This is a genomic window from Flavonifractor sp. HCP28S3_F3, assembly GCF_052065355.1.
GTDB lineage: Bacteria > Bacillota > Clostridia > Oscillospirales > Oscillospiraceae > Flavonifractor.
The window spans coordinates 391086-415066 of the sequence record NZ_JBQHUF010000001.1 but is presented as its reverse complement, the minus strand read 5'-3'; the positions used below and the strand labels follow the sequence as shown (position 1 = coordinate 415066).

The window sequence follows — 23981 nt, the reverse complement described above, 5'->3', positions numbered from 1 at the left end:
CAAGTCTTCTTTTTGCTTAAAGCAGCGGGCCCATAACCCGCAGGATGGAACGGAACAGGCGTCTGGGCCAGGAATGGGCCAGGCACTGCTCCAGAGTAACGGGCTGACACTTGATCTGAGTTGACAGGAAATCTGCCTTTACATCCTTTACAGTAGGGTCGTGACACAGCCACACAGCGTCCTCAAAGTGGAGGAACATGCTGCGGTAATCCATGTTAATGGAACCCACCACCGCGTATACATCATCTACCACCATGTTCTTGGCATGGACAAAGCCAGGCGTATATTCAAATATCTGCACGCCTGCCTCCAGCAGAGGCTCGTAGTGGGAGCGGGTCAACTCAAACACCAGAGGCTTGTCCGGGATGTGGGGCGTCATGATGCGCACGTCCACCCCGGATTTTGCAGCGTTGCACAGAGCGGTATTTACACTGTCGCTGATGATAAGGTAAGGCGTCATGACATACACATATCGCTCTGCCTTGGAGATCATGTTCAGATATACTGTCTCCCCTACCGCCTCATTATCCAAGGGGTTGTCCGTGTAGGGCTGGACAAAGAACCCATTCCCCAGAGCGGCTTCGGCCGGCAAGGAAGTGGGACGCAGGGCATCATAGTCCACCTTGACCTCCCGAACGTATTCCCACATGGTAAGGAACATTACGGTCATGCTCCAGGCCGCTTCCCCTTTCACCAGGATCGCGCTGTCCTTCCAGTGACCAAACCGGGGAAGCTGGTTGATATATTCGTCGGCCAGGTTGATGCCTCCGGTAAAAGCGGTGTGGCCGTCAATGATGCAGAACTTCCGGTGGTCGCGGTTGTTCATCCGGATGGAAATCACAGGCTTAAACCGATTAAAAAAACAACATGGGATACCGGTTTCCGCCTCAAATTTTTTCGCATAGTTCATGGGAAGGGTATTCAGGGAACCCACATCATCATAGATCACCCGTACATCCACTCCGGCAGCATGCTTTTCCTTCAGGATCTCCACCACTGAGTCCCAGAAAACGCCGGGGCTGATGATGAAATATTCGAGGAAAATATACCGCTGTGCCTTTTTCAGCTCCTCCAACATGACAGGAAAGACGTCGTCACCCAGAGGAAAGTACCGGGTATAGGTATTGGTATAGACCGGACAGCGTGCATACTGCTCCACATAGCGTGCCTGGTTCACCGCGTCCGTTCCAAAGCCGGAGAGCTCGTCCGCTTTAAAATCGCGCTCTAGCTGCTTGCGCATCGTGTGGTCCACACTCTGCATTTTCCGGCGCTGATGGGCAGACATGCGGTTTCCGCCGCACAGCAGATAGACCAGCCAGCCAAAAGCCGGAAAGAGCAAGATTGGTATGATCCAGGCGATCTTGTAGCCCGGATCAGTCTGACGGCTGACAATAATCAATACAGCCAGCACAGAGAGGATCACATAGGCCCAATAAAGATAGAAATACGCCCAGGAAAACAGCAGAGTTGTGGACAGCAGCGCCAAAGATTGCAGCAGGATCAGCAGGCCTACAATCACTCGTCGCTGAAACAGAATGGATGCCAGTTTCTTGATGTTCATACAACGCCTCCTAGCGGACAGCCACGTTTTCCTGACCCAGAAGCTCGATCAGCTCCTGTACCAAGGCGTCGTGGACCAGACACGGGGTGCCCAGCAGCTTGCCGGTGTCCTCGCAGCGGATCTTCAGCTGCTCCGTGCCGGGGAACATCGTCAGGATCAGTTTGATTTTCTCCCATCTGGGATCGGACAGGCCGGGTATACGGATATACAGGCATTTTGCCCGCTCACCGCCTGCCCCAGACAGCTTCACGCCATCTTTTACCTGCTCCAGCGGCGCCACTCTGTCGCACATGAGCTGAGGCGCCTTTTCATCACGAACAGAGATCCGCCCCTCGGCCAGGATGGGCATGTTCTCCTTCAGGTAGGATCCGCACTCGCCTAATGTTCGGGCAAACACCAGCATTTCCATGGAACCGCTGTCATCCTCTACCGTCACATAGGCCATCAAGGTATTGTTCCGGGTGGTCTTGGTACGGACCGTAGCGATCACTCCCGCAATCTTCACCCGCTGCTCGTCACGGAATTTGGTGGGACCGCCGTCCTGGTCAAAATCGGTAAGAATGCTACCAATGGAAACAGCTTTACACTGCTTGACCAGATCGCGATATTCGTCCATTGGGTGGCCGGACAGATAAAGTCCGGTGGTCTCCTTCTCCATGGTCATCAGCTCCCGGCGGGAGAACTCCGGGATATTCTTCAGGTGCAGCTCCGGCGCGCTCTGAGGTTCGTCCCCTCCCCCGCCGAACAAATCAAACTGCCCCTCCAGATTCTTGCGCTTATTCTGGGCAATCGTATCTACCAGAGACTCGTAGGCGTCCAATAACCGGGAGCGATACACCCCCATGCTGTCAAAGGCACCGCATTTAATGAGGTTCTCCAGCACCCTTTTGTTCAAGTCGGCACTGAACATGCGCTGGCAAAAGTCAGGAAAGCTTGTAAAGGCCCCGCCCTTTTCACGTTCTGCCAGCACAGCATTTATAAATCCGCGGCCTACACCCTTCACTGCCACCAGGCCGAAGCGGATGTGGTCACCCGCCACAGTGAAGTCCGCACCTGACTCATTGATATCCGGAGGCAGAAGCTGGATGCCACAGTCCTTGCACTCGGCGATATACTCCGCCACCTTTTCGCTGGAATCCAGCACAGAGGTCAGAAGGGCGGCCATGTACTCCTTTGTGTAGTGACATTTGAACCAGGCGGTGTGATAGGCCACGATGGCATAACTCACCGCGTGGGCCTTGTTGAAGGCGTATTGGGCAAAAGCCTCGATCTCGTCATAGATATCCTCGGCGGTCTGCTGGGGAATGCCGTTGGCGATACAGCCCACGATACCCCGCTCCGGATCGCCGTGGACAAAGGTCTGCCGTTCCTTCTCGATCTGAGCCTTTTTCTTTTTGGAAATGGCACGGCGCACCATATCAGCCTGTCCCATGGTATACCCTGCCAGGCGGCGGAAGATCTCGATGACCTGCTCCTGATAGACGATACAGCCGTAGGTTACCGACAGGATGGGCTCCAGCGCCGGATGTCTGTACTTGACCTTATCCGGGTTATGCTTGCAGGCAATGAACCTGGGTATGGACTCCATGGGGCCCGGCCGGTAGAGGGCGATAATAGCGGTAATGTCCTCAATATTGTGGGGCTTGAGGCCCACACACACACCGGTCATACCGGCGGATTCCATCTGGAACACACCGGGGGTATGGCCGTCGGACAGCATTTTAAATACTTCCGGGTCATTGTCCGGGATGTCGGCCAGTGTAAAGCCAGGCCTGCTCTTTTGGACCAGCTTTACGGTGTCATCCAGGATGGTCAGGTTACGCAGGCCCAGAAAGTCCATTTTCAGCAGGCCCAGTTCTTCCAGGGTGGTCATTACATACTGGGTGACCACCGATTCGTCGTTTTTCGCCAGGGGCACATAGTCCATCACCGGCCTGCGGGTGATGACCACACCGGCGGCATGGGTGGAGGCATGGCGGGGCATGCCCTCGATGGCCTTAGCGGTGTCGATGAGTTCCTTTACCCGGCCGTCACCCTCGTAGAGATCCCGCAGAGGCTTGGACAGCTTCAGGGCCTCGTCCAGGGTGATATGGAGAGCACCGGGCCCGCTGGGCACCTGCTTGGCCACCGCATCCACGTCGGCATAGGGGATGTTCAGGGCCCGGCCTACGTCCCGGATAGCGCCCCGGGCCGCCATGGTACCAAAGGTGACAATCTGGGCCACGTGGTCCTCCCCGTATTTCCGCTGAACGTACTCGATGACCTCCTGCCGGCGGCGGATGCAGAAGTCAATGTCGATATCGGGCATGGTGACCCGCTCCGGGTTCAGGAAGCGTTCAAAGTACAGGGAGTACTTCATGGGGTCCACATCGGTAATGTTCATGCAGTAGGCCACCATGGAGCCCGCTGCAGAGCCCCGGCCAGGACCTACCGGAATACCCTGGCTCTTGGCGTAGCCGATAAAGTCTGACACAATGAGGAAGTAGTCCACAAACCCCATCTGTCGGATAACTCCCATCTCATAGGCCAACCGGTCCCGGAAGCCCTCCGGATCGTCGGGATAGCGCCTGGCATAGCCCTCTTCACACAATTTTTGAAAATAGGCATCTCCGTCGGTATACCCCTCCGGCAGCTTAAATTCCGGCAAGTGGTAGGTACCGAATTGAAAATCCATGTTGCACAGTTCCGCAATCTTCAGGGTGTTCTCTACCGCCTCTGGGTACTCTGGAAAGAGAGCGGCCATCTCCTCAGTGGATTTGACATAGAGCTCGCTGGTCTCCATTTTCAGGCGGTTGGGATCGTCCACCGTCTTGCCCATCTGGATGCACATGAGGGTATCCTGCATCTGAGCATCCTCGCGGCGGAGATAGTGGGCATCATTGGTCACCACCAGAGGAATGCCAGTCTCCTGGTGGATCCGGATCAGGCCCTGGTTAATGGCGGGATCGTTGGGCAGGTTGTGGTCCTGAAGCTCCAGATAATAGCCGTCCTCCCCGAACAGCTCCCGCATTTCCAGGGCAATAGCTTTAGCTCCGGCGTAGTCACCTGCCAGAATGCGCCGGGGCACCTCTCCCGACTGGCAGGCGGACAGAGCGATGAGGCCTCCGGCGTGCTGCCGCAGCAGCTCCTTGTCGATACGGGGCTTGATATAAAAGCCTTCAGTAAAGGCGCAGGAGTCCAAATAGCACAGGTTACGATAACCCTCCTCATTGCGGCACAGGAGGATCAGGTGATACATGGATGCGTCCAGCTCATGGACACGGTCGGTGCGGCCACGTGGGGCCACATAGACCTCGCATCCAATGATGGGTTTAATGCCCTCGGCTTTGCAGGCCTTATAAAAGTCCACCACACCGTACATCACCCCGTGGTCGGTGATGGCAACGGCAGGCTGCCCCAGCTCTTTCACCCGCTTCACCAGCAGCGGGATGCGGCAGGCACCGTCCAGCAGGGAAAACTCGGTATGGACATGCAGGTGGACAAATGACATAGGTACCTCCTTGGGTAAATAAGAACAAAATCTAAAACGGGATCTTTATTTAACGATTTCAATGTACTGACCGCAACCAGAACAATAGTAGCCGCGCTCCTGCTGAAACAAATAGCGATGGAGGATCCCACGCAGCGGCTCACCGCAGGCGGGGCAACGCAGCTTTTGATTACTGACGATGAAGCAGACACAGTCCACCACCGCCAGCACCACCAGCAGCGGTATACTCCAGGCCGCCCCACCGGTCAGGTACGGCAGCCATATCGCAATGATCAGCAGGCATGTAGATATTACGGGAATAAGAATCCACCTGCGTCTGACCTTCATTAACTTCACCTCTGGTTTTCACATGCACGATAAAAACAGCCTTTTCTAAACTACCGTACCCTTGCCTATGGAAGTGCTTATCAAATAACATAGGGTGTGTGTTTTACAGATAATGTTTGGGAATTGGCAGGCATTCCAGAAACCGCACCGCACGGTCCAACTCCTCAGGCGGACCCCAGCCTACCGGGACAGTCAGCAGGACCTTTCCCTTGCGGCGGAGGGATATAGCCGTCCGGCTCAGCCCGCCTGCACATCTTCCCATAGCCGTGGTCCAGCTGCGGCGAAGCAGAACCTCAGCGCCTTCATAGGAATAATGATAGGACGTAAATGCGGTTTGCTCAATGGCCTCTTGCTTTTCAAAACGAATCTCATGCCTGCCGCTCAGGATGTAATGCAGAATCAGCATTGCCAACAGACACAATGTTAAAAGGCACAGGCCGAGGCGGGCAAGCACCACTGCAGCGGCCAGCACAACAACCAGGAAAAATCCCGGCAGCAAAAGTCTGAGCATCAGCCCTTCCGCTGATGGGCGAAGGACGATTGGTTTCTCTCGTTTCATCATTTCTCTGCCAGGGACATCAGTTTGCGCAGCCGATGATTGAAGGCAGATTTGCTCACCGGCGGATCGCATAGCTCCGCCAGCTGGGTGAGGGTCAGCTCGGGGTGGGCCATCCGCAGGTCCACCGCCTCCTTCAGCTTGTCGGGCAGCTCCTCCAGCATACCTCGCTCCTCCAGACGGTAGATGGCCTCGATCTGGCTCTGAGCCGCCTCCACCGCCTTATCCAAATTTGCAGCGTCGCAGTTCACCCGGCGGTTGATGCTCCCCCGCAGGTCCTTCTCCGCCTTGGCATTCATCAGCTCCATAGCTGCCACAGGGGCGCCGATGGATGTCAGGAAGTCCTCAATGGCTTCGCTCTGCTTAAAGTAGGTGATATAGTTGGCTTTGCGGCAGCTCTCCTTGGGACTGAAGCCCGCCTCCTGCATCAGAGCCTGCAGTTCCCGGCTGACACTGAGGTGAGGAGTTGCCAGTTCCAGATGGTAGCGCTTGGAGGGATCGGTCACGGAACCTCCCGCCAGGAAAGCGCCCCGGAGGAAGGCAGTACGGCAGTGGTCCTCCTCCAGCACCGCAAAATTGATGTGGTGGGCCAGAGATTCCGCCGGATGATAGCCGAAGGTATCCCCCAGCACAGACAGCTTGTCTGCTGACGTCAGGGTGAAGATCAGCTTGCCCGCTCCCTCCTCTGGCACCCGGTCAAACTGCATCTGAAAAGCCTTCTTGAACAAGGCAGGCAGTCTAGCGGCAAAATCGGCAGATTCGGTGGTGATACGCACCTGGCGGGCATCAAATTGGCCGCAGTAAAGCAGCACACCGTAGGCTTCCGCCTGGGCGCAGCACCGCCGGGACAAGGCCGTCCGGCACAGTTCGGCTTTCACGTCGGATGAAAAGGACATAAGTTCCCTCCAGGCCGGCGGCAGCGCCCCGGCAGAATTAAAAGATCCTGGTATCGGCCCGCTCCCGGTACAGGTCCATGACCGCTGCTGACAGGCGGGCAAAGGAGTGGCGGGCATAGTTCAAGGTTTCAGAGGCCAGAGGACGGGTGACCAGCTCCACCCCCAGAGCTTCAATGGCCTCTTTGTCTACGACAATGGGTACTGCGTCCTCCTCCTTATACCGCTCCACCAGGCCGGGACGTACCGGGGCGGAGTTGCACAGGCACAGATCTACCAGACCCGGCCCGGAGTGGTCCAGCAGAGCCTTCACGTGGTCGGAGGCCGTCATACCCTCTGTCTCTCCGTCCTGAGTCATGATGTTGCAGATATAGATCTTGATGGCCTTGGAGGCACGCACCGCATCCGAGATGCCGTCCACCAGCAGATTGGGGATGACGCTGGTATACAGGCTGCCGGGGCCCAGCAGGATCAGATCGGCCTCCTGGATAGCCCGAATGGCCTCGGGCAGAGCCTGGGGATGTTCAGGGAGCAGACGCACACTCTGGATGCGGCAGTCCTGAGCCTTTTTGAAGTCGCTGATCTTGGACTCTCCCTGGACCCGGGTACCGTTCTCAAAGGTGGCCTCCAGGGTCACGTCGGCGGTGGTCACCGGCAGCACCCGACCAGTGATGGCCAGGACCTGGCTCATTTTGGCCACCGCTTCGTCAAAGGTGTCAGAAATACCGTTGAGAGCTGCCAGGATCAGATTGCCAAAGGACTGGCCCGTGAGCTTGCCAGATCCCTCCGGGAAGCGATAGGTCAGCAGCTGCTGCATCACCGGCTCAGCATTGGCCAGGGCCTCCATGCAATGACGGATATCCCCCGGAGGGGGCATGCCCAGGTCCTGGCGCAGCATACCGGAGCCGCCGCCGTCATCGGCCACCGTCACCACGGCGGTCAAGTTTTTGGTGTGATTCTTCAAGCCACGCAGCATGGTGGACAGGCCGGTGCCGCCCCCAATGGCCACCACCTTGGGCCCCTGCTCCCAGCGCCGGTCAAATGCGGTCTCGCTCACGGTATCCCTCCTCACGCCCGGGTCATGTCGCGGTGGTTTTCCGCTGCCTGATAGCCTTTCTGCCGGATGAACTCCGCCAGAGCCTTGGTAATGGCCACCGAGCGGTGCTGCCCGCCGGTACAGCCGACGGCAATGACCAGCATGGTCTTGCCCTCCTCCACGTACTGAGGCAGCAAAAAGCCGATCAGCCCTTCCAGGTGGGTCATGAAGTCCTTGGTCTGCTGGTAGCCGAAGACAAAGTTATATACCCCGTCGTCCAGGCCGGTCTGGTGACGCAGCTCCGCTATGTAATAGGGGTTGGGCAGGAAACGCACGTCAAAGACCAGATCGGCCTCGATGGGGATACCGTACTTGAAGCCAAAGGAAATGACGTTCACCGTCATGGCAGGCGTCTCCCCACCCCGGCCGAAGAGCCGCAGCACCTCGCCCCGCAGCTTGGCGGTGGAAAGGGCGCTGGTATCAATGATATACTCTGCCCGTTGGCGCACCGGGGCCAGCATGGTGCGCTCAGTACGCACCGCCTCGTCCAGGGAGCGGGCCGTGCCGGACAGCGGATGGCTCCGCCGGGTCTCCTTGTACCGTTTGATGATGGTCTCCACGCTGGCCTCCACGAAGAGGATTTTGTAATCGCAGCCCATTTCGTGGAGCTCATTCAAGGCGTCAAACAGCCCGTCAAAGGTCTGGCCGCCCCGGATATCGGTGACCAGCGCCACCCGCTCATAGGAACCGGGCCGGGCCATACACAGGGCTGCAAACTTGGGGATCAGAGGGGCGGGCATATTATCCACAACATAAAACCCCATATCCTCCATAAAGGAGGCCGCCTTACTCTTGCCGGCGCCGGAAAGGCCGGAAATAATCACAAAATCCATGGACACTCACCTCAGAATCCCAAAAACTTCACTTCAGGCTCCAGCTCTACACCAGTCTCCCGGAGCACCCGCTCCTTCACCAGATCAATAAGCCCGAGCATATCCGCCGCAGTGGCATTTCCCTTATTCACCAGGAAACCGGCGTGCTTCTCCGACACCTGAGCACCACCCACTGACAGGCCCTTCAGGCCGCACTGGTCAATCAGAGCGGCGGCAAAGTGGCCCTCCGGGCGCTTGAAGGTGCTGCCTGCGCTGGGCCATTCAAGCGGCTGCTTTTCCCGGCGCCTGGCTGTCAAATCGTCCATCCGTGCTCGGACATCCTCTGCCTCCCCAGGCTGGAGCTCCATCTCCGCCTCCAGGATGAGCCAGTCCGGATGATCGGAGAACAGGCTGTGGCGGTAGCTGAGGCCGCACTCCAACGCCGGGATCGTGTTTATCTTCCCCGTCTCGTCCAAATAGGTAACAGCCGTCAGCACCTGGGCCATTTCACCTCCGTAGGCCCCGGCGTTCATCACCACGGCACCTCCCAGGGTGCCGGGAATCCCGTGGACAAATTCCAGACCGGTGAGGCCACGGCCCAAAGCCGCCATGGCCAGCCGGGCCAGGGGGATACCGCTCTCCGCCCGCAGGCGGCGGTTGACCTCCCGGGTCTGATCCAGACCGCTGGATTTGATGATAAGCCCCTCATAACCCTGGTCGGACACCAGCAGATTGCTGCCATTTCCCAGGAAAAAAGGACGCACCCCTGCCTCGGCCGCCGTCCGCACTACAGCCGCAGCCTCTTTTCTGTCCCAAGGCAGCGCCATCAGCCGGGCAGGGCCGCCAATACGGAAGGTGGTGTGGCGGCTCATAGGCTCATGCTCCCGCAGTTCCAGCTCAGGGAACCGTTCCCGCAGCGTCCGGGCAAGTGTCTCCAATTGATCCATGCTGACCTCCAGATGATGCTCACGTTATTGTATCAGTATACCAGAAAAAGGCTAAAAATAGAAGAGGGCCTTATCCCAGGCCGAACTGCTCAAACTCCTCCCGGCTACCCCGGAAGATGTTCAGGTCAATGCGATCCTGACTGCCGTAGTACCCCTCCAGCCGGGCAGTATGGGAGTACTGCCAAAAGTCCCAGCCAGGCACCAGCGGGAAAATGGTAGGGCTGGAGCACCAGATGGGATATTCCTCATATCCGCCGCCTGCTAGGTAACGATAGTAGGAACGGTACGTCACATAGAGAATCGGCTTGACTCCATAGTGCTCCTCCAGCCGTTCCAGCAGCGGGTCCAGGATGGACCGGACATGCTCCTTGTCCGGCGGGGTTTCCAGATAGGGACCGTAAAACTCGATGTCCACCACCGGCGGCAGCGCCCCCTGGGTCACCGGCACCATGGAAATAAAGTTATCTGCCTGGGTCTCCCCCGGGCTGTCATAGCTGAGGAAATGGTAGGCTCCCGTCCGGATCCCGGCGGTCTGGGCACTTGTCCAGTTGAAGGCAAATTGTCTGTCTTGAAGCGCGGAGCCTTCGGTAGCCTTGATAAAAGCAAAATCCACACCCTGCTCGGCCAGCATCGGCCAGTCCACTACCCCCTGATACGAGGACACATCCACGCCAAAAACTTCCCATTGTTCGGGATCAGACTCGTGGGACAGCAGGATCAGGCCCCGCCATCGCAGCAGCGCCAAACTGATAAACGCAACGGCGATCAGCACCGCAAAAATCAAAAGCAGCCTGGCGGCTGCCCGGAACAAACGCTTCAAGGGTCATCACCATTTTCTGAGGTTTCCGCCGCGGAGGAGCGCCGCCTGCGGATCTCTTCTATCATACCCGCAGGGAACAAAAAAGGCAAGTGCAACAAGGGGCGTCCAGCCCCATAAGCCGGACGCCCCCGATTTTACAGAATGGCGCGGATCCGCTCCACCGCCTCAGCCGTGTCCGACGCACCGCCGAAAGCGGTGAGACGGATATATCCCTCGCCGCTGGGCCCGAAGCCCGCGCCAGGAGTGGTCACCACATTGGCCCGCTGGAGCAGCTGGTCAAAAAATTCCCAGGAGCCCATGCCGTCCGGCGTTCTGGCCCAGATATAGGGGGAATTTTCCCCGCCGCATACCGTCAGGCCCGCTCCTGCTAATCCTTCCCGGATCACCCGAGCATTATTCAGGTAATAGGAAATGGTCTCCTTCACCTGTGCCTTGCCCTCAGGCGTATAGATTGCAGCTGCACCCTTCTGGACCACGTAGGGTGCACCGTTAAACTTGGTGCACTGACGGCGATTCCACATGCTGTTGAGGGCCACACCGCCCCGCACCAGGTCCTTGGGGATGACGGTATAGGCACAGCGGGTGCCGGTAAAGCCGGCGGTCTTGGAGAAGGAGCGGAATTCAATGGCGCAGGTCCGGGCCCCCTCGATCTCAAAAATGCTGTGGGGTACGGCTGGATCCGTGATGAAAGCCTCGTAGGCGCTGTCATAGAGGATCACCGCTCCGGTCCGGTTGGCGTGATCCACCCAGGCCTTCAGCTGCTCCCGGGTGGCCACCGCGCCGGTGGGGTTATTGGGGAAGCACAGATAAATCAGGTCCACCGGCTGGCTGGGGATCTCGGGAGAGAAACCGTTCTCCGCCACACAGGGCATATAGACCAGCTTGTTCCAGCGGCCAGCGGCCTCGTCATAATCCCCTGCCCGACCAGCCATGGCGTTGGTGTCTACATAGACCGGATACACCGGATCACACACAGCCACCACGTTATCTCTGCCGAAAATATCCCCGATATTGCCGCAGTCGCTCTTGGCGCCATCGGATACAAAGATCTCGTCAGGAGCAATATCTGCGCCCCGGGTCTGATAGTCCTCCCGGGCAATGACCTCCCGGAGGAAGGCGTAGCCCTGTTCAGGGCCGTAGCCATGGAAGCCCTCTACGGTGGCCATCTCGTCCACTGCCTGGTGCATGGCCTGGGTCACCGCCGGCGCCAGAGGCCGGGTCACGTCGCCGATGCCAAGCCGGATCAGACGTTTGTCCGGATTGGCCTCCGAATAGGCCGCCACGCGCCGGGCGATCTCAGAGAACAGATAGCTGCCGGGCAGCTTTTGGTAGTTTTCGTTGATGGTCACCATATCACTCGCTCCTTTTCCATTTTTTACAGGAGATAGTCTCCTTTGTACACCGTGACCGCTGGTCCGGTGAGAAAAACTGTATTCTGATCCCAGCTGACTTCCAGCGTCCCTCCGGGCAGCTCCACCCGGGCAGTCCGCTCTGTCAGGCCAGCAGAGGCCGCCGCCGCCAGCGCCGCACAGGCACCCGTGCCGCAGGCCATGGTCTCTCCACTGCCCCGCTCCCACACCCGCATCCGCAGAGTGGTTCGATCTGCGACCTCCACAAATTCCACGTTGATTCCGTCAGGGAAAGCCGGATGTTTTTCCAGGGCTGGTCCAACAGAGGTCAGGTCCAGACCGTTGATCTCAGGACAGAAAATCACCCCGTGGGGATTCCCCATTGAAACCGGCGTCAGACGCCAGCGTCTGCCCAGCGTCTCCAGCTCCAACGGCGGCGACAACCGGGGTACGCCCATATCCACCCGTACAGCGTCTTCCAACAGTTCTGTCCGCCGCAGGCCGGCTCTGGTTTCAATATCCAGCACCTTCTTATCACTCAAACCCTGCTCCCGGATGTATCGAGCCAGGCAGCGGATGCCGTTGCCGCACATCTCCCCTTCTGAACCATCGGCATTGAACATCTTCATGCGGAAATCTCCCAGCTCCGAGGGACACAGGCAAATAAGTCCATCGGAGCCAGCCCCGAAATGCCGATCACTCATGCGGACAGCCAGTCCCGGCAGATCCACCGGTTCTCCGTCCAGACAGTTGAGAAACAGATAGTCGTTGCCTAACCCCTGCATTTTGATGAATTCCATATGCGGCGCCCTCCTCAAAGTATGCGGAAGGGCGGCAGCCCGATCGGACTGCCGCCGCAAGACCGTATCTGTCATTCATGTTATGCGGCTCAGGGCTCTTCCAAAACCAGCCGGGCCGTCTGGGACAGCTTCATTCCGGCATCCATGCTCTTTTTCTGTAAAAACCGGTGGGCCTGCTCCTCTGTCAGGCTCAGGCGCTCCATCAGCACCTGCTTGGCCATACGGATCAGCTCCCGCTCCTCCTGATCCCGTCCGGGGCTGGCGGAACGTTCCCGCCGGTATCCCAGCTGGAGCAGCATCCGCACCGAGGCGGCCAACTCACTGCGGGATACGGGAGTAGGCAGGGAAAACAGTCCATCGCTGCGCACCATATCCAAACGATCCTGTGAGGCCAGCAGCAGCATGGAACAGACCTGCGGCAGATCATGGAGGATATCCTCTGCCGTTTCATCTGCTAGTTTATAGCCACAGATTACCACGGTGATATGCTGCTTGTTGACATATCGTCTGATCTGATCCCCTGACCGACAGATCAAACAGGACGCTGCAGCGGAGCTTTCCAAAATATCCCTGATACGCCGACAGGTCTTTTCACTTTCAAAGGCGACGATTACCTGATCCAATCAGCTTCACTCCCCGCTTCAGGAGTACAGGGCTCAATAGTTCATGATGTACTTTTCCCGCTCCCAGGAAGAGACACGGGTCCGGTACTCCTCCCATTCCTTTTTCTTGCCTTCGATGTAGTTAGCCGCCACATGGTCGCCCAGGGTATCCAGGATGAGCTGGTCCTGCTCCAGAGCGATGATGGCCTCCTCCAGGGATCCGGGCAGGCTCTCAATGCCCCGAGCCTTCCGGGCAGCGTTGTCCATGGCGTAGATATTTTCCGTAATCTCGGCGGGAGGAGTCAGGCCCTTCTCGATGCCGTCCAGGCCGGCGGCCAGGCACACCGCGAAGGCCAGATACGGGTTGCAGGCCGGGTCGGGAGAGCGCAGCTCCACACGGGTGGACTGGCCGCGGGAGGCCGGGATGCGGATAAGGGCGGAGCGGTTGGAGGCAGACCAGGCCAGGTAGCAGGGAGCCTCATAACCAGGTACCAGCCGCTTATAGGAGTTGACCAGCGGGTTGGTAATGGCCGCCATCCCTCTCACATGGGCCAGCAGGCCGGCAATAAAGGAATAGGCCTCCTTGGACAGGCCACGCTCCCCGTTGGGATCGGCAAACACGTTCTTGCCGTTGCGGAACAGGGACATGTTGGTGTGCATACCGGAACCGGCCACACCGAAGATGGGCTTGGGCATGAAGGTGGCATGCAGGCCGTTCTTCTGGGCCAGAGTCTTAACCGCCAGTTTGAATGTCATGATATTGTCGGCGGCGTGGAGCGCCTCCTCATACTTGAAGTCGATCTCATGCTGACCCTGGGCGCACTCATGGTGAGAGGCTTCGATCTCAAACTTCATATCCTCCAGCGCCATGCAGATCTCCCGACGGGTAGACTCACCGTGGTCCAGAGGGCCCAGGTCAAAATAGCTGGCTTCGTCGTTGGTCTTGGTGGTGGGCTTACCCTCATCGTCGGTCTGGAACAGGAAGAATTCCGCCTCGGGACCCACATTGAAGGCATCAAAGCCCATGTCCTTGGCCTTCTGAATGGCCCGCTTGAGCACATAGCGGGGATCGCCAGCAAAGGGAGAACCGTCGGTATTGTGCACGTCGCAGATCAGACGGGCTACCTTACCGTGGAGGGGACGCCAGGGAAAGACCCGGAAGGACTTCAGGTCGGGATAGAGATACTGGTCGGACTCGTCGATCCGCACAAATCCCTCAATGGAGGAACCGTCGAACATACACTGGTTGTTTACCGCCTTTTCGATCTGGGAGGCGGTAATGGCCACGTTTTTCAGCTGGCCGAAGATGTCGGTGAACTGGAGGCGAATGAACTCAATGTCCTCCTCCTTGACCATGCGGATGATGTCCTCTTTACTGTGCGCCATGGCAGGCGATCCCCTTTCTCTCTGCACATTTCGTATCTGGTATTTTATACGGATAGCAAGTACGAAGAAAGGCGCTCCGCCCGCAGGGTCGGAACGCCTTTGTTCACAACTGTTGGTGCTAGTATACGTTTTTTCCCAATGGGTGTCAAGGGATTTTTCCTGTGCTCAGGAAACTTTGTTGCAACAAACAGCAAGCCTTTCCACCGCCATTTTCCTTTTATGCAATTTTCCCGCCGGCCTTCTTTTTTCACATTTCGGCAGGCAGCCGCTTTTTGTTTGACGCGGGAAGGGCTGTCCCATATAATAGGTCTATCCTCATAGATATTATAGATATTAAGGAGGTCCCACCATGAGCGCGTCAATTCTGATCGCGGAGGACGATGGCGATATCCGCGGGCTGCTGCGGCTGTATTTGGAAAGTGAAGGCTACCGTGTCCTGGAAGCGGACAACGGTGCCAGGGCTCTGGAGCTTGCCCGGGAAGAATCGCCAGACATGGCTATTCTGGATGTGATGATGCCGGAGCTCAATGGCTACGAGCTTACCCGTGCCCTGCGGAAATTCAGTGACATTCCCATTCTGATTCTCTCCGCCAAAAGCCAGGACAGCGATAAGATCCTGGGCCTCAATCTGGGCGCTGACGACTACATCGCTAAGCCCTTCAACCCCATTGAGATTGTAGCACGGGTGAAAGCCCAGCTCCGGCGGGCAGCCCGTGACAGCAACTCCACCCTGACGGTGAGGGATTTGGTCCTGGATACCTCCTCCTTCCAGCTCACCAAAGGAGGCCGCACCATTTCTCTCACTCCGATGGAGTATAAAATTCTGGCCCTGCTCATGCGTTCACCAGGACGGATTTTTACTAAAATCCAGCTCTATGAGGGCGCCGTGGGCACTTACTTTGAAGGAGACGATAACACCATGATGGTACATATCTCCAAGCTCAGAGAGAAGATCGAGGACGATCCCAAGGATCCCCGCTACATCATTACAGTAAGAGGGTTGGGATATAAGATTGAAAAATAAAGCCTCGTCAGGCACGCTGTTCCGGCTTTTGGTGCGCAGCTATCTGCTGTTTACTCTGACCCTGCTGCTCATCGTGGCGGCGGTATTCGGGCTGTGGAACCTGTCCCTGGACCGTGCCTATCAGCCCTCGGACTGGGACGGTATGCTCCGGGACCCTGCCCTCGCCGCAGGCAACTATCAGGAGCTGAACCGCTACCTTCGCCGTGGACAGGATGCCTTTGCAGTCTATGACAGTTCCGGCAAACAGGTATATGCCTCCGCACAGGGCTTTGACACTTCCTATACCGCCAAGGAACTGGAATGTATCCCTAGCTACGAAGAGGCCGCCGTCATTGATGTCTATGACAAGGTCCAGGGCGACGGTTCTCTCCTGCACCTGCTGGTCAAGACCACCTATACCGACGGCACTGTGAATTCACCCGATATTATGGCGCTGGACGAGGACCTTCTGGTGGTTTTCGGCGGTCTGGGAGACAGCCGAACCTCCTACACCCATCGGGAATATCAGCTGCTCTGCTCCAAGGAGCTGTTCCGCGCCTCCTTCCGCCAGCCGGACGGCCAGTCAGCTTGGGTAGTGTTCCGCATCCCGCTCGTCAGTGACGAGAGTTATCTTTCCGTTTACCAAAGCTCCTGGAAAATCTGGCTGCTGTTTCTCCCCCTGTATTTCATTGTAACCGCCCTGTTTATCTGGCATCTCAAACGGAAGATCGCCCGCCCCCTCCGCCGCCTCAACGACGCGGTGGTGGCCCAGTCAGAGAGCCGGCCGGCACGGGTAGGCGACTGCGGCGGACCTCGAGAGATTCGTCGAATCGGCGAGAGCTTTGATCGCTTCGCCGACCGTCTGGCGGAGAGCGAGGCGGAGCGGCAGCGGATGGATCAGGACCGTCAAAAGCTTATTGCCGACATCTCCCATGATCTCAAGACTCCCATTACCGTCATCGCCGGCTACATAGACGCCATCTGTGACGGCAAGGTGCCGCCTCAGGAGCAGGAACGCTACCTCCGTGCCATTCAGGGAAAGGCGGAAGCGCTGACTGAACTGGTAAATGCCTTCCATGAGTACAGCAAGGTGGAACATCCCGAGTTTGTCCTCCATCCTGAGCGCACCGACCTGTGCGAATTTCTCCGGGAATATCTGGCTGGCAAATATGACGAAATTGATCTGGCCGGCTTCACACTGGAGATTTCCATCCCGGAGCGTCCGCTGTTCTGCGCTCTGGATCCCATGCAGTTCCGCCGGGTACTGGACAACCTTCTGTCCAACGCTCTGCGGCATAACCGACTGGGTACCATGCTCTTTTTTGATGTGAGCAGCACCCCGCAGTCCGCTCTGCTCCGCATCGGAGACAACGGAGCTGGAATCCCGCCGGAACGGGCAAAGCGAATCTTCGATCCCTTTGTGGTGGGCAGCGAAGCACGTTCCGGAAAAGGCAGCGGGCTGGGGCTTTCCATCACCCGCAGGATCGTGGAAAAGCACGGCGGCACCATCACGCTTGTCCCCCACCCCACGCCGGGTCGCAGCACGGAATTCCTGCTGGAGCTGCCTCTTGCTCCATAAGATATTTAAGGTCCCGGACCGATCAGCGGTCCGGGACCTTAATCTTTCTCTTTAGAAAGCTTTAGCTTTTTGCATGTGGCAGATGAAGATTGACCGGCTAAGATAGCTCCAGAAAGGAGGCGGAGCCGATGAATCCACCCGACGCCCGCAGCCGGCCCATCATCGAAGTAAAAAACATCCGCAAGGAGTACCCCATTGGCGACGAAACGGTGGTCGCTCTCAAACGCATCAATCTGAATGTGATGCGCGGGGAGATCTGCTGCATTTTCGGAACCTCCGGCTCCGGCAAAAGCACCCTACTCAGTCAATTGGCTGGGATGGAGAAACCCACCCGCGGTGAAGTGCTGATCGGCGGAATCCCCATTTCCAGGCTAAATGAAAACCAGCTGGCTTCCTTCCGACAGCGACATCTGGGGTTTGTATTCCAGTCCTATAACCTGCTCCCCAATCTGACCGCCACGGAAAATGTGGCCATGCCACTGTTATTCCGCGGTGTGCCCAAGGCCCAGCGGGAGGCCGCAGCCCGGAAGCTGCTGTGTCGGGTAGGCCTGTCCCACCGGCTGGACCACTTCCCCCGGCAGATGTCCGGCGGCCAGCAGCAGCGAGCGGGCATTGCCCGGGCCTTTATTGCCCGGCCCGATGTGGTGTTTGCCGATGAGCCTACCGGAAACCTGGACTCCAAGACCACAGTAGAGATCATGGATATGATCTGCTCTTTTGCCCGTGACTATCATCAAACCATCATTCTGGTTACCCACGACCCGGAAATGGCATCCTACGCCGACCGGATCGTTACCCTCATTGACGGAGAGATCGTCAGCAATCAAGTCAACAATAAGGAGAAACCTCACCATGGAACATAACACTTCAAAACGTCTTTTATCTCTTCTGCTCCTTCTGGCCATGCTGACGGCGGCACTGCCCTCCGCGCTGGGCGCCGACAGTGGTAACCTCTATGTCACCGGCTATACCCTGACCAATGGCTCCGGCGGCTCCATATCTTCCATCAAAAAGGGCGATACAGTCAATATCACTGTGTCTATCAAGGACACCAGCGCTCCCAGCACCGACGTGGGCACTCTGGATGTCACCAAGCTGGAGGACAGCTTTACCGGCGGCTCCGCCGTAGCGGAGCGCACCTCGGAACCGGATAAGCCCCTGGTCTACGCTGTCAAGCTCACAGGGCTGCAGTACAAGGGTACGGGGCAGAATCTGCGGCTTCAGGTCGGTATACCCGGCGACCCTGCTTCTTACCAGACGCTGGAGCTTACCATCACCGAGGCAGTGGTCTACGATCCCTCCGCCAAGCCACCCGAGCTTCCCTCCCTGCCCCCGGAACCTATCCCCGCCCCCATGGTCCTTGTCTCCCGCAGTGACATCAAAGAGCCACTGGAGGCTGGTCAGGAAATTTCTCTCACCATCACCTTTCAGAATCTGAGCAATACAACACTTAAATCCCCTGTTGCTACCTTCACTCCCTCCGATGGCCTCACCATCTCAGGTGGTTCCTCCTCTTTCACCATGAAAGACATCGGCGGCAAGAAGACCGGCTCCGTGGTCGTAAAGATCAAAGCCAACAGTACCATTCCCTCCCCTGCTCAGTCTCTGGGTGTGGATCTGAAGTTCAACTACTACAACAACGTCTCTCTCACTCAGGGGACGATTTCAGATAAAGTGTCCATTCCTGCCCTGGCAAGAGAGAGCGTACCGCAGCCGGTGGTGTTGGTCACCCGGTCCCCCATGGAGGCGCCCATTGCCCCAGACAGCACTGCCGATGTGACCATCTACTTCCAGAATACCAGTTCTGCCAAACTGGTAAAGCCGGTAGTCAGCGTTACCCCCTCTGAGTCGCTGGTGGTGATGAACGACACAGCCACCTTCCTGCTTCCCGATATCGAAGCAGGCAAGACCGCATCCATCCAGGTCAAGGTCAAGGCGCTGAAGAACCTTACCGCTACCACCCAGACTTTGAGCACCGAGCTGAAATATGGCTACGATAACGGCGGTACCCTTACACAGGTTTCCTCTTCCGACAAAGTAGTCATCCCCGCCCTGGCCAAGGAGAGCATCCCTCAGCCGGTGGTGCTGGTTACCCGCTCGGGCATGGACCGGCCCATCAATCCCGGTGAAACGGTTTCCCTCACCCTGACCTTCCAGAACGCCGGCTCCACCAAGCTGATCTCTCCCGTGGCTTCGGTCACCCCCTCCGACTCTCTCGTGGTTATGAATGACACCTCCACTTTCCTGCTCCCCGATATCGGCCCCGGCGAAAACGCCGCCATTCTGGTCAAGGTAAAGGCCTCCAAAGATCTGAGCTCCGCCACCCAGTCTCTGAGCACCGAACTGAAATACAGCTACGATAACGGGGAAACCATCACCCAGGCCACCGCCACCGACCGTATCAATCTGTCGGCCAATGTGACTTCCAAGTCCGACCAGTCGGTACCAAACCTGGTCATCCGGAGCTTCTCTTATGGCGGAGAGTCCGTAGCCGCGGGCACCAAATTTCCTCTGGACTTTTCCTTTGAGAATACCGGCGCGGCTAAAGTGGAAAACGTTGTCGTGACCATAGACGGCGGCGAGAGCTTCGCCATGGACGGAAGCACCAATACCTATTTCTACCGGTCTCTTGCCGCAGGCGGTACCCAGACCCAGCAGGTCCCTATGCGGGTGGTTCCCACCGGGAAGAGCGGCGCACAGAGCATCTCTGTATCCTTTAAATACGAGTACAACGACGGCGAAAAGCGGACTCAGGCCACCTCTGACATCAAACTGTCCATCCCCGTCTACCAGCCTGATCGCTTCCAGATCAACGAGCCCACTGTACCAGAGTACGGTACCGTTGGCGAGGAGATCGAAGTTATCCTAGCTTACGTCAACAAGGGCAAGGACGATATCGCCAACCTGGAGGCCACTGTGGTGGGCGAGGATGTGGACACCCCGGCCCGCACCCAGTATCTGGGCAACGTCACCGCCGGAGCCAATGGCAACGTGGGCTTTGCCATCTCCCCCAACAAGGCGGGCGAGATCAATGTGGTGCTGAAGATCACCTATGAAAATGCCGACCAGCAGCTCCAGACCCGGGAATTTCCCATCAAGCTGACGGCAGAGGAGTATGTTCCTCCGGTGGACGACGGAGGCGACTTCGCGGAGGATGGTAACGGTATCAGCATTCCCTGGCTGCCCATTCTCTTGGCCGCGGGCGCTGCGGCGGCAGTGATTGTTGTGGTGGTCGTGGTACGGAAAAAGAAAGCCTCCCAGCTTCCTGCCGTTGATAGCGAAAGTTGGGACGACTGGGATGACGGCAACAACGGCAGCGGGGAGGAATGATCCATGCAGAAGAAAGACCTGCTGCGTATCTGCCTGCAAAACCTCATGCGCCGCCGCTCCCGTACCTTTCTGACGGTGTTGGGGGTCCTGATCGGCTGCTGTTCTATCGTCATTATGGTCTCCCTGGGTATCGGCATGAAGGAGACCCAGGAAAAGCTGCTGGCAGAGATGGGCGATCTGACGATCATCACCGTCTCCGCCCCCCAGAATGGCAAGGGTAAGGTCAAGCTGGACGAAGCGCTGGTCAAGCGTCTGCGCAATCTCAACGGCGTTGTTGGCGTCTCCCCCAAGCAGAGGCTGGAAGTGGACTCCATCCGCGTCCTGGCCGGTACCGGCAATCGCTATGTGGCCGACTGGACCTCTGTCGTGGGCATGGATACCGAGGAGATGGAGCGACTGGGATACCAGATCACCAGCGGCTCCGCCGCCAAACGCAGCGGCGATGTGGTCATCGGGGAATTCCTGGCATACAGCTTCAAGGACACCCTGCGGCCCGAAGGCCGGAACATCATCGACCGCTGGGCGGGAGAACTGGATGACAACGGCCAGCCCAAGGAAATTCCGCCTCCCTACTTTGATCCCATGAAAAGCAGCTTGACCCTGGAGATCGCATCCTCCTCCGGCACTATCAAGATTCCGGTCACCCCCTCTGGTGTGGTAAAGGAAGACTACTCTAAAGGCTACGAGACCTCCGAGGGCATGATCATGAGTCTGACCGACCTGCGCAAGCTGCTGGACAAGATCCAGGGCCCCGTGAAAAAGAAGCTGCCCTACGACTCTGTTCTGGTCAAAGTCAACTCCATCGATCAGGTTGCTGATGTAGAGCAGGAGATCAAATCCATGGGATATGCCACTGAGTCCATGGAGAGCATCCGCAAGCCCATGGAAAAGGAAGCCCGCCAGAAACAGATGATGCTGGGCGGCCTGGGCGCCATTTCCCTGTTCGTGGCCGCTCTGGGCATCACCAACACCATGATCATGTCCATCTCCGAGCGCACCCGGGAGATCGGCATCATGAAGGCTCTGGGCTGCTACGTCTCCGACGTGCGCATCATGTTCCTGTCCGAGGCGGGAGCCATCGGGCTGATCGGCGGGGTGATCGGTTGTATCATCAGCTTCATCGCGTCAGTCATCATCAACCTGGTATCCATTGGCCTATCACCGGAGAATATCCCCGCCGCTATACTGGGAGGCGAGGGCGTCAACCGCGTGTCGGTCATCCCCCCCTGGCTTCTTATCTTCGCCATCGTCTTTTCCGTATTCATCGGCCTTGGATCCGGCTACTATCCCGCCAACAAGGCGGTACAGATACCCGCTCTGGAGGCTATTAAAAGCGAATAAAAAACAGTCAGGCGGAACCGTTACGGTTCCGCCTGACTCATTTGCAGCATCAGCCACATGGCGGGCTGGTTTTCTTCCATCCACTCTGCTCCGTGCTCAGCCAGGGCGCCCTCCGCCGCCTCCCGCCAAGCATCAAAGTATTCCTGTCCGGTGTCCGCGGCCAGCTTGAGCTGGGCTTCCGGCACCAGTTCGTCCAGCACCAAACGCATCAGATGTCCCTCTAGTCCTGTCTGATCTCCCGCCAGAAACTGAGTGAAAATGTAGCGCAGGGTATCTCTTCCTCCGTCCAGCAAAGCCTGGTGTTCCTCCGGGTGGGCCGCCAGATAGGCTCCGGGAAAGGATGCATCGGCAGGCGAGGAGGCAATGGCTGCAAAGAGGGCCGCCGGTTCATCCAGCGTGAGAGTGCTGTCAAAGTATTCCTCCGGCAAAGGGGAATCCCCCACCCCATAGGCATCTTCCCAGGTTGAGAGCCAGTCATAGGGTGCATCGTAGTAGTCCCCGTCAATGACCAGATAGGTGTTGCCCATGTTCCCCACCTCATGCCTGGTTCCGTCGGTGAGCGTGAGGTAAAACCAGATACTCTGCCCATTCAGAATCTCGGCTTCCCTGACCGTGTTACCCCTACTGTGGCTGAGCAGTTCCACTACAGCCGGAATCTCATCTTCTGGGATCTGCCTGTACTGCTTGTCCTGGCTCTGAGGCAGTACCACCAGATCAACGGAGGCTACCTGCTCCGGTGTCAGTTCCTGAATCCACTTCAGAGCGGGATCATCTGCCGGGTCAGTGAGAAAGCACACCGCCACCGTGACACAGGCAACCGCCGCCGCCAACACCAGCCAAAAAGTGGGTCGCTTATAATTCAGCACCGCTTTGATCCGCCCCTTCACACTTCCTTCCCCGAAAGCCAGAGGGCAGGCGGCCAGCGTGCGTCGGTCAACACTGCAGTTCAGCAGAGCCAGGGAGTATGCCCGTCTTCCCTCACCGTCCAGGTTTCGGATGGCTCGCTCGTCGCAGGCTAATTCCAAGTCCCGGCAGAACAGGTAGTAGGCCAGCCACACCAGCGGATGAAACCAGTAAACGGTCATCAGAAGAAATCCAAGCGGCTTCCACCAGTGATCCCTCCGGGACAGATGGGCTCGCTCATGGGCCAACACCGGCCCTACTGCCGAAGGCGGCAAATCGGAGGGCAGATAGATCCTCGGACGAATCACGCCCAAAATAAAAGGGGTGTCAAGGCGATCGCATTGACAGACCATTTTCCCACTAGGCACCGCCTCTGCTACTCGCCGCCGCAGGCGCAGGGCACTCACCAGGGCATATCCCAGCAGCAAAATAACTCCCGCCAGCCAAATCCAGCTTAGCACGGTCATCAGCCCTGGCCCGGTTATCGACTCCGGGGCATTGTACGTTGTCTGTTCCTGCAGTGCCGCTCCCCCACTTGGAATAAAGGTCGTCATATCTGTAAAGTCAAATGCCTTTTCATCAAAAACAGGCTGAGATGCAGTCTGTATCCGGGGAATCAGGCTCAAAGGACTTTCCATGGAAATAGGCAGGACCAGCCGCAGCCCCACCAGTGCCCACAGTACGCAGCGGCTCCACTTTGGCGCCCGATATAGTACCAGCCGCAACAGAAGGACTGCCAAAATCAGCCAACTGGCGGTGAAGCTCATAGACAAGAGTTTCGCAAACAGGATTTCCACGCTCACTCCCCCTTTCCGTAAGCGTCGATCATCTTTCGAATCTCCTCTACATCGGTTTTAGACAGGCTCTTCCGAGTGGTAAAGGCCGCCAGAAAAGCAGGAAGCGAGCCGCCAAAGGATTCCGTTACATACGCCTCACTCTGGCAGGCGTAAAACTCCTCCCGCGAGATCTTGGCCGTTACCATGCTGTCTTTGGTCTCAAAGATCTCCCGATCACACAGCCGCCTCAGCACCGTATAGGTGGTGGTCCGCTTCCACTGGAGCTCCTCTTGGCTCAGCTTCACCAATTCCCCGGTGGTAAGAGGCGCATGAGCCCAGATCAAATCTGCGAATCTGGCCTCTACCGCTCCTAATTGAAATTCCTTCATCTATTCTCACCGCCCTTGTTT

Annotated in this window: 20 protein-coding genes; 5 read left to right on the top strand and 15 right to left on the bottom strand. The window is 57.6% G+C overall.

Annotated elements, in window-relative coordinates:
• Positions 1 to 16 precede the first annotated feature (16 nt).
• From cls to glnA, 13 genes are all read right to left on the bottom strand, one after another.
• Positions 17 to 1561, bottom strand: coding sequence for a cardiolipin synthase (gene cls, locus ACTNB1_RS02070; RefSeq protein WP_441167613.1), 1545 nt, complete (start codon positions 1559 to 1561; stop codon positions 17 to 19).
• 10 nt (positions 1562 to 1571) lie between these two features.
• Positions 1572 to 5051 (bottom strand): DNA polymerase III subunit alpha, encoded by a 3480-nt coding sequence (locus tag ACTNB1_RS02065; RefSeq protein ID WP_441167612.1) that lies wholly within the window; start codon positions 5049 to 5051, stop codon positions 1572 to 1574.
• A gap of 45 nt (positions 5052 to 5096) precedes the next feature.
• Positions 5097 to 5378, bottom strand: a complete 282-nt coding sequence (locus ACTNB1_RS02060; protein WP_441167611.1) for a hypothetical protein — start codon at positions 5376 to 5378, stop codon at positions 5097 to 5099.
• 103 nt (positions 5379 to 5481) lie between these two features.
• Positions 5482 to 5937, bottom strand: a complete 456-nt coding sequence (locus tag ACTNB1_RS02055) for a hypothetical protein (RefSeq protein WP_441167610.1) — start codon at positions 5935 to 5937, stop codon at positions 5482 to 5484.
• Complete coding sequence (gene whiA / locus ACTNB1_RS02050; RefSeq protein WP_441167609.1) at positions 5937 to 6830, bottom strand: DNA-binding protein WhiA; 894 nt, start codon at positions 6828 to 6830, stop codon at positions 5937 to 5939. Before whiA ends, ACTNB1_RS02055 begins: the two co-directional genes overlap by 1 nt.
• Positions 6831 to 6867: 37 nt before the next feature.
• Positions 6868 to 7884, bottom strand: a complete 1017-nt coding sequence (locus ACTNB1_RS02045; protein ID WP_441167608.1) for a gluconeogenesis factor YvcK family protein — start codon at positions 7882 to 7884, stop codon at positions 6868 to 6870.
• An 11-nt stretch (positions 7885 to 7895) separates the two neighbouring features.
• Positions 7896 to 8756, bottom strand: a complete 861-nt coding sequence (gene rapZ / locus ACTNB1_RS02040; protein WP_441167607.1) for an RNase adapter RapZ — start codon at positions 8754 to 8756, stop codon at positions 7896 to 7898.
• Positions 8757 to 8767: 11 nt separating this feature from the next.
• Positions 8768 to 9682 (bottom strand): UDP-N-acetylmuramate dehydrogenase, encoded by a 915-nt coding sequence (murB, locus tag ACTNB1_RS02035; protein ID WP_441167606.1) that lies wholly within the window; start codon positions 9680 to 9682, stop codon positions 8768 to 8770.
• Positions 9683 to 9752: 70 nt separating this feature from the next.
• Complete coding sequence (locus tag ACTNB1_RS02030) at positions 9753 to 10502, bottom strand: glycoside hydrolase family 25 protein (protein ID WP_441167605.1); 750 nt, start codon at positions 10500 to 10502, stop codon at positions 9753 to 9755.
• 134 nt (positions 10503 to 10636) lie between these two features.
• Positions 10637 to 11854 carry an LL-diaminopimelate aminotransferase gene (locus ACTNB1_RS02025; protein WP_441167604.1) on the bottom strand — a complete coding sequence of 406 codons (1218 nt, stop codon included), beginning with the start codon at positions 11852 to 11854 and terminating at the stop codon, positions 10637 to 10639.
• Between the two features lie 23 nt (positions 11855 to 11877).
• Positions 11878 to 12651, bottom strand: coding sequence for a diaminopimelate epimerase (gene dapF, locus ACTNB1_RS02020; RefSeq protein ID WP_441167603.1), 774 nt, complete (start codon positions 12649 to 12651; stop codon positions 11878 to 11880).
• An 89-nt stretch (positions 12652 to 12740) separates the two neighbouring features.
• The gene (locus ACTNB1_RS02015; RefSeq protein WP_441167602.1) at positions 12741 to 13187 is read right to left on the bottom strand and encodes an ANTAR domain-containing response regulator; all 447 of its coding nucleotides are present in this window, start codon (positions 13185 to 13187) and stop codon (positions 12741 to 12743) included.
• Positions 13188 to 13307: 120 nt separating this feature from the next.
• On the bottom strand, positions 13308 to 14639 hold the full coding sequence (gene glnA / locus ACTNB1_RS02010; protein WP_441167601.1) for a type I glutamate--ammonia ligase: 1332 nt from the start codon (positions 14637 to 14639) through the stop codon (positions 13308 to 13310).
• 349 nt (positions 14640 to 14988) lie between these two features.
• On the opposite strand from glnA, the gene ACTNB1_RS02005 reads away from it, so the two are divergent.
• The 5 genes from ACTNB1_RS02005 to ACTNB1_RS01985 all read left to right on the top strand — a co-directional run bounded on the left by ACTNB1_RS02005 (position 14989) and on the right by ACTNB1_RS01985 (position 21892).
• Positions 14989 to 15663: a response regulator transcription factor gene (locus tag ACTNB1_RS02005; RefSeq protein ID WP_441167600.1), complete on the top strand. Its 675-nt coding sequence runs from the start codon at positions 14989 to 14991 to the stop codon at positions 15661 to 15663.
• Positions 15653 to 17221 (top strand): HAMP domain-containing sensor histidine kinase, encoded by a 1569-nt coding sequence (locus tag ACTNB1_RS02000; protein ID WP_441167599.1) that lies wholly within the window; start codon positions 15653 to 15655, stop codon positions 17219 to 17221. Before ACTNB1_RS02005 ends, ACTNB1_RS02000 begins: the two co-directional genes overlap by 11 nt.
• 128 nt (positions 17222 to 17349) lie before the next feature.
• On the top strand, positions 17350 to 18084 hold the full coding sequence (locus ACTNB1_RS01995) for an ABC transporter ATP-binding protein (RefSeq protein ID WP_441167598.1): 735 nt from the start codon (positions 17350 to 17352) through the stop codon (positions 18082 to 18084).
• Positions 18074 to 20551 (top strand): hypothetical protein, encoded by a 2478-nt coding sequence (locus tag ACTNB1_RS01990; RefSeq protein WP_441167597.1) that lies wholly within the window; start codon positions 18074 to 18076, stop codon positions 20549 to 20551. Before ACTNB1_RS01995 ends, ACTNB1_RS01990 begins: the two co-directional genes overlap by 11 nt.
• Before the next feature lie 3 nt (positions 20552 to 20554).
• The gene (locus ACTNB1_RS01985; protein WP_441167596.1) at positions 20555 to 21892 is read left to right on the top strand and encodes an ABC transporter permease; all 1338 of its coding nucleotides are present in this window, start codon (positions 20555 to 20557) and stop codon (positions 21890 to 21892) included.
• Between the two features lie 20 nt (positions 21893 to 21912).
• Here the strand turns inward: ACTNB1_RS01985 and ACTNB1_RS01980 are convergent, their stop codons facing one another.
• Together ACTNB1_RS01980 and ACTNB1_RS01975 are read right to left on the bottom strand one after the other, a co-directional pair.
• The gene (locus tag ACTNB1_RS01980; RefSeq protein WP_441167736.1) at positions 21913 to 23562 is read right to left on the bottom strand and encodes a M56 family metallopeptidase; all 1650 of its coding nucleotides are present in this window, start codon (positions 23560 to 23562) and stop codon (positions 21913 to 21915) included.
• A gap of 32 nt (positions 23563 to 23594) precedes the next feature.
• Positions 23595 to 23960, bottom strand: coding sequence for a BlaI/MecI/CopY family transcriptional regulator (locus ACTNB1_RS01975; RefSeq protein ID WP_441167595.1), 366 nt, complete (start codon positions 23958 to 23960; stop codon positions 23595 to 23597).
• Positions 23961 to 23981: the final 21 nt, after the last annotated feature.

Coding starts and splice junctions, on each gene's coding strand:
- cls (WP_441167613.1), bottom strand. CDS start 1,561: ATGAACATCAAGAAACTGGCATCCATTCTGTTTCAGCGACGAGTGATT.
- ACTNB1_RS02065 (WP_441167612.1), bottom strand. CDS start 5,051: ATGTCATTTGTCCACCTGCATGTCCATACCGAGTTTTCCCTGCTGGAC.
- ACTNB1_RS02060 (WP_441167611.1), bottom strand. CDS start 5,378: ATGAAGGTCAGACGCAGGTGGATTCTTATTCCCGTAATATCTACATGC.
- ACTNB1_RS02055 (WP_441167610.1), bottom strand. CDS start 5,937: ATGAAACGAGAGAAACCAATCGTCCTTCGCCCATCAGCGGAAGGGCTG.
- whiA (WP_441167609.1), bottom strand. CDS start 6,830: ATGTCCTTTTCATCCGACGTGAAAGCCGAACTGTGCCGGACGGCCTTG.
- rapZ (WP_441167607.1), bottom strand. CDS start 8,756: ATGGATTTTGTGATTATTTCCGGCCTTTCCGGCGCCGGCAAGAGTAAG.
- murB (WP_441167606.1), bottom strand. CDS start 9,682: ATGGATCAATTGGAGACACTTGCCCGGACGCTGCGGGAACGGTTCCCT.
- ACTNB1_RS02025 (WP_441167604.1), bottom strand. CDS start 11,854: ATGGTGACCATCAACGAAAACTACCAAAAGCTGCCCGGCAGCTATCTG.
- dapF (WP_441167603.1), bottom strand. CDS start 12,651: ATGGAATTCATCAAAATGCAGGGGTTAGGCAACGACTATCTGTTTCTC.
- glnA (WP_441167601.1), bottom strand. CDS start 14,639: ATGGCGCACAGTAAAGAGGACATCATCCGCATGGTCAAGGAGGAGGAC.
- ACTNB1_RS02005 (WP_441167600.1), top strand. CDS start 14,989: ATGAGCGCGTCAATTCTGATCGCGGAGGACGATGGCGATATCCGCGGG.
- ACTNB1_RS01995 (WP_441167598.1), top strand. CDS start 17,350: ATGAATCCACCCGACGCCCGCAGCCGGCCCATCATCGAAGTAAAAAAC.
- ACTNB1_RS01990 (WP_441167597.1), top strand. CDS start 18,074: ATGGAACATAACACTTCAAAACGTCTTTTATCTCTTCTGCTCCTTCTG.
- ACTNB1_RS01985 (WP_441167596.1), top strand. CDS start 20,555: ATGCAGAAGAAAGACCTGCTGCGTATCTGCCTGCAAAACCTCATGCGC.
- ACTNB1_RS01980 (WP_441167736.1), bottom strand. CDS start 23,562: ATGAGCTTCACCGCCAGTTGGCTGATTTTGGCAGTCCTTCTGTTGCGG.
- ACTNB1_RS01975 (WP_441167595.1), bottom strand. CDS start 23,960: ATGAAGGAATTTCAATTAGGAGCGGTAGAGGCCAGATTCGCAGATTTG.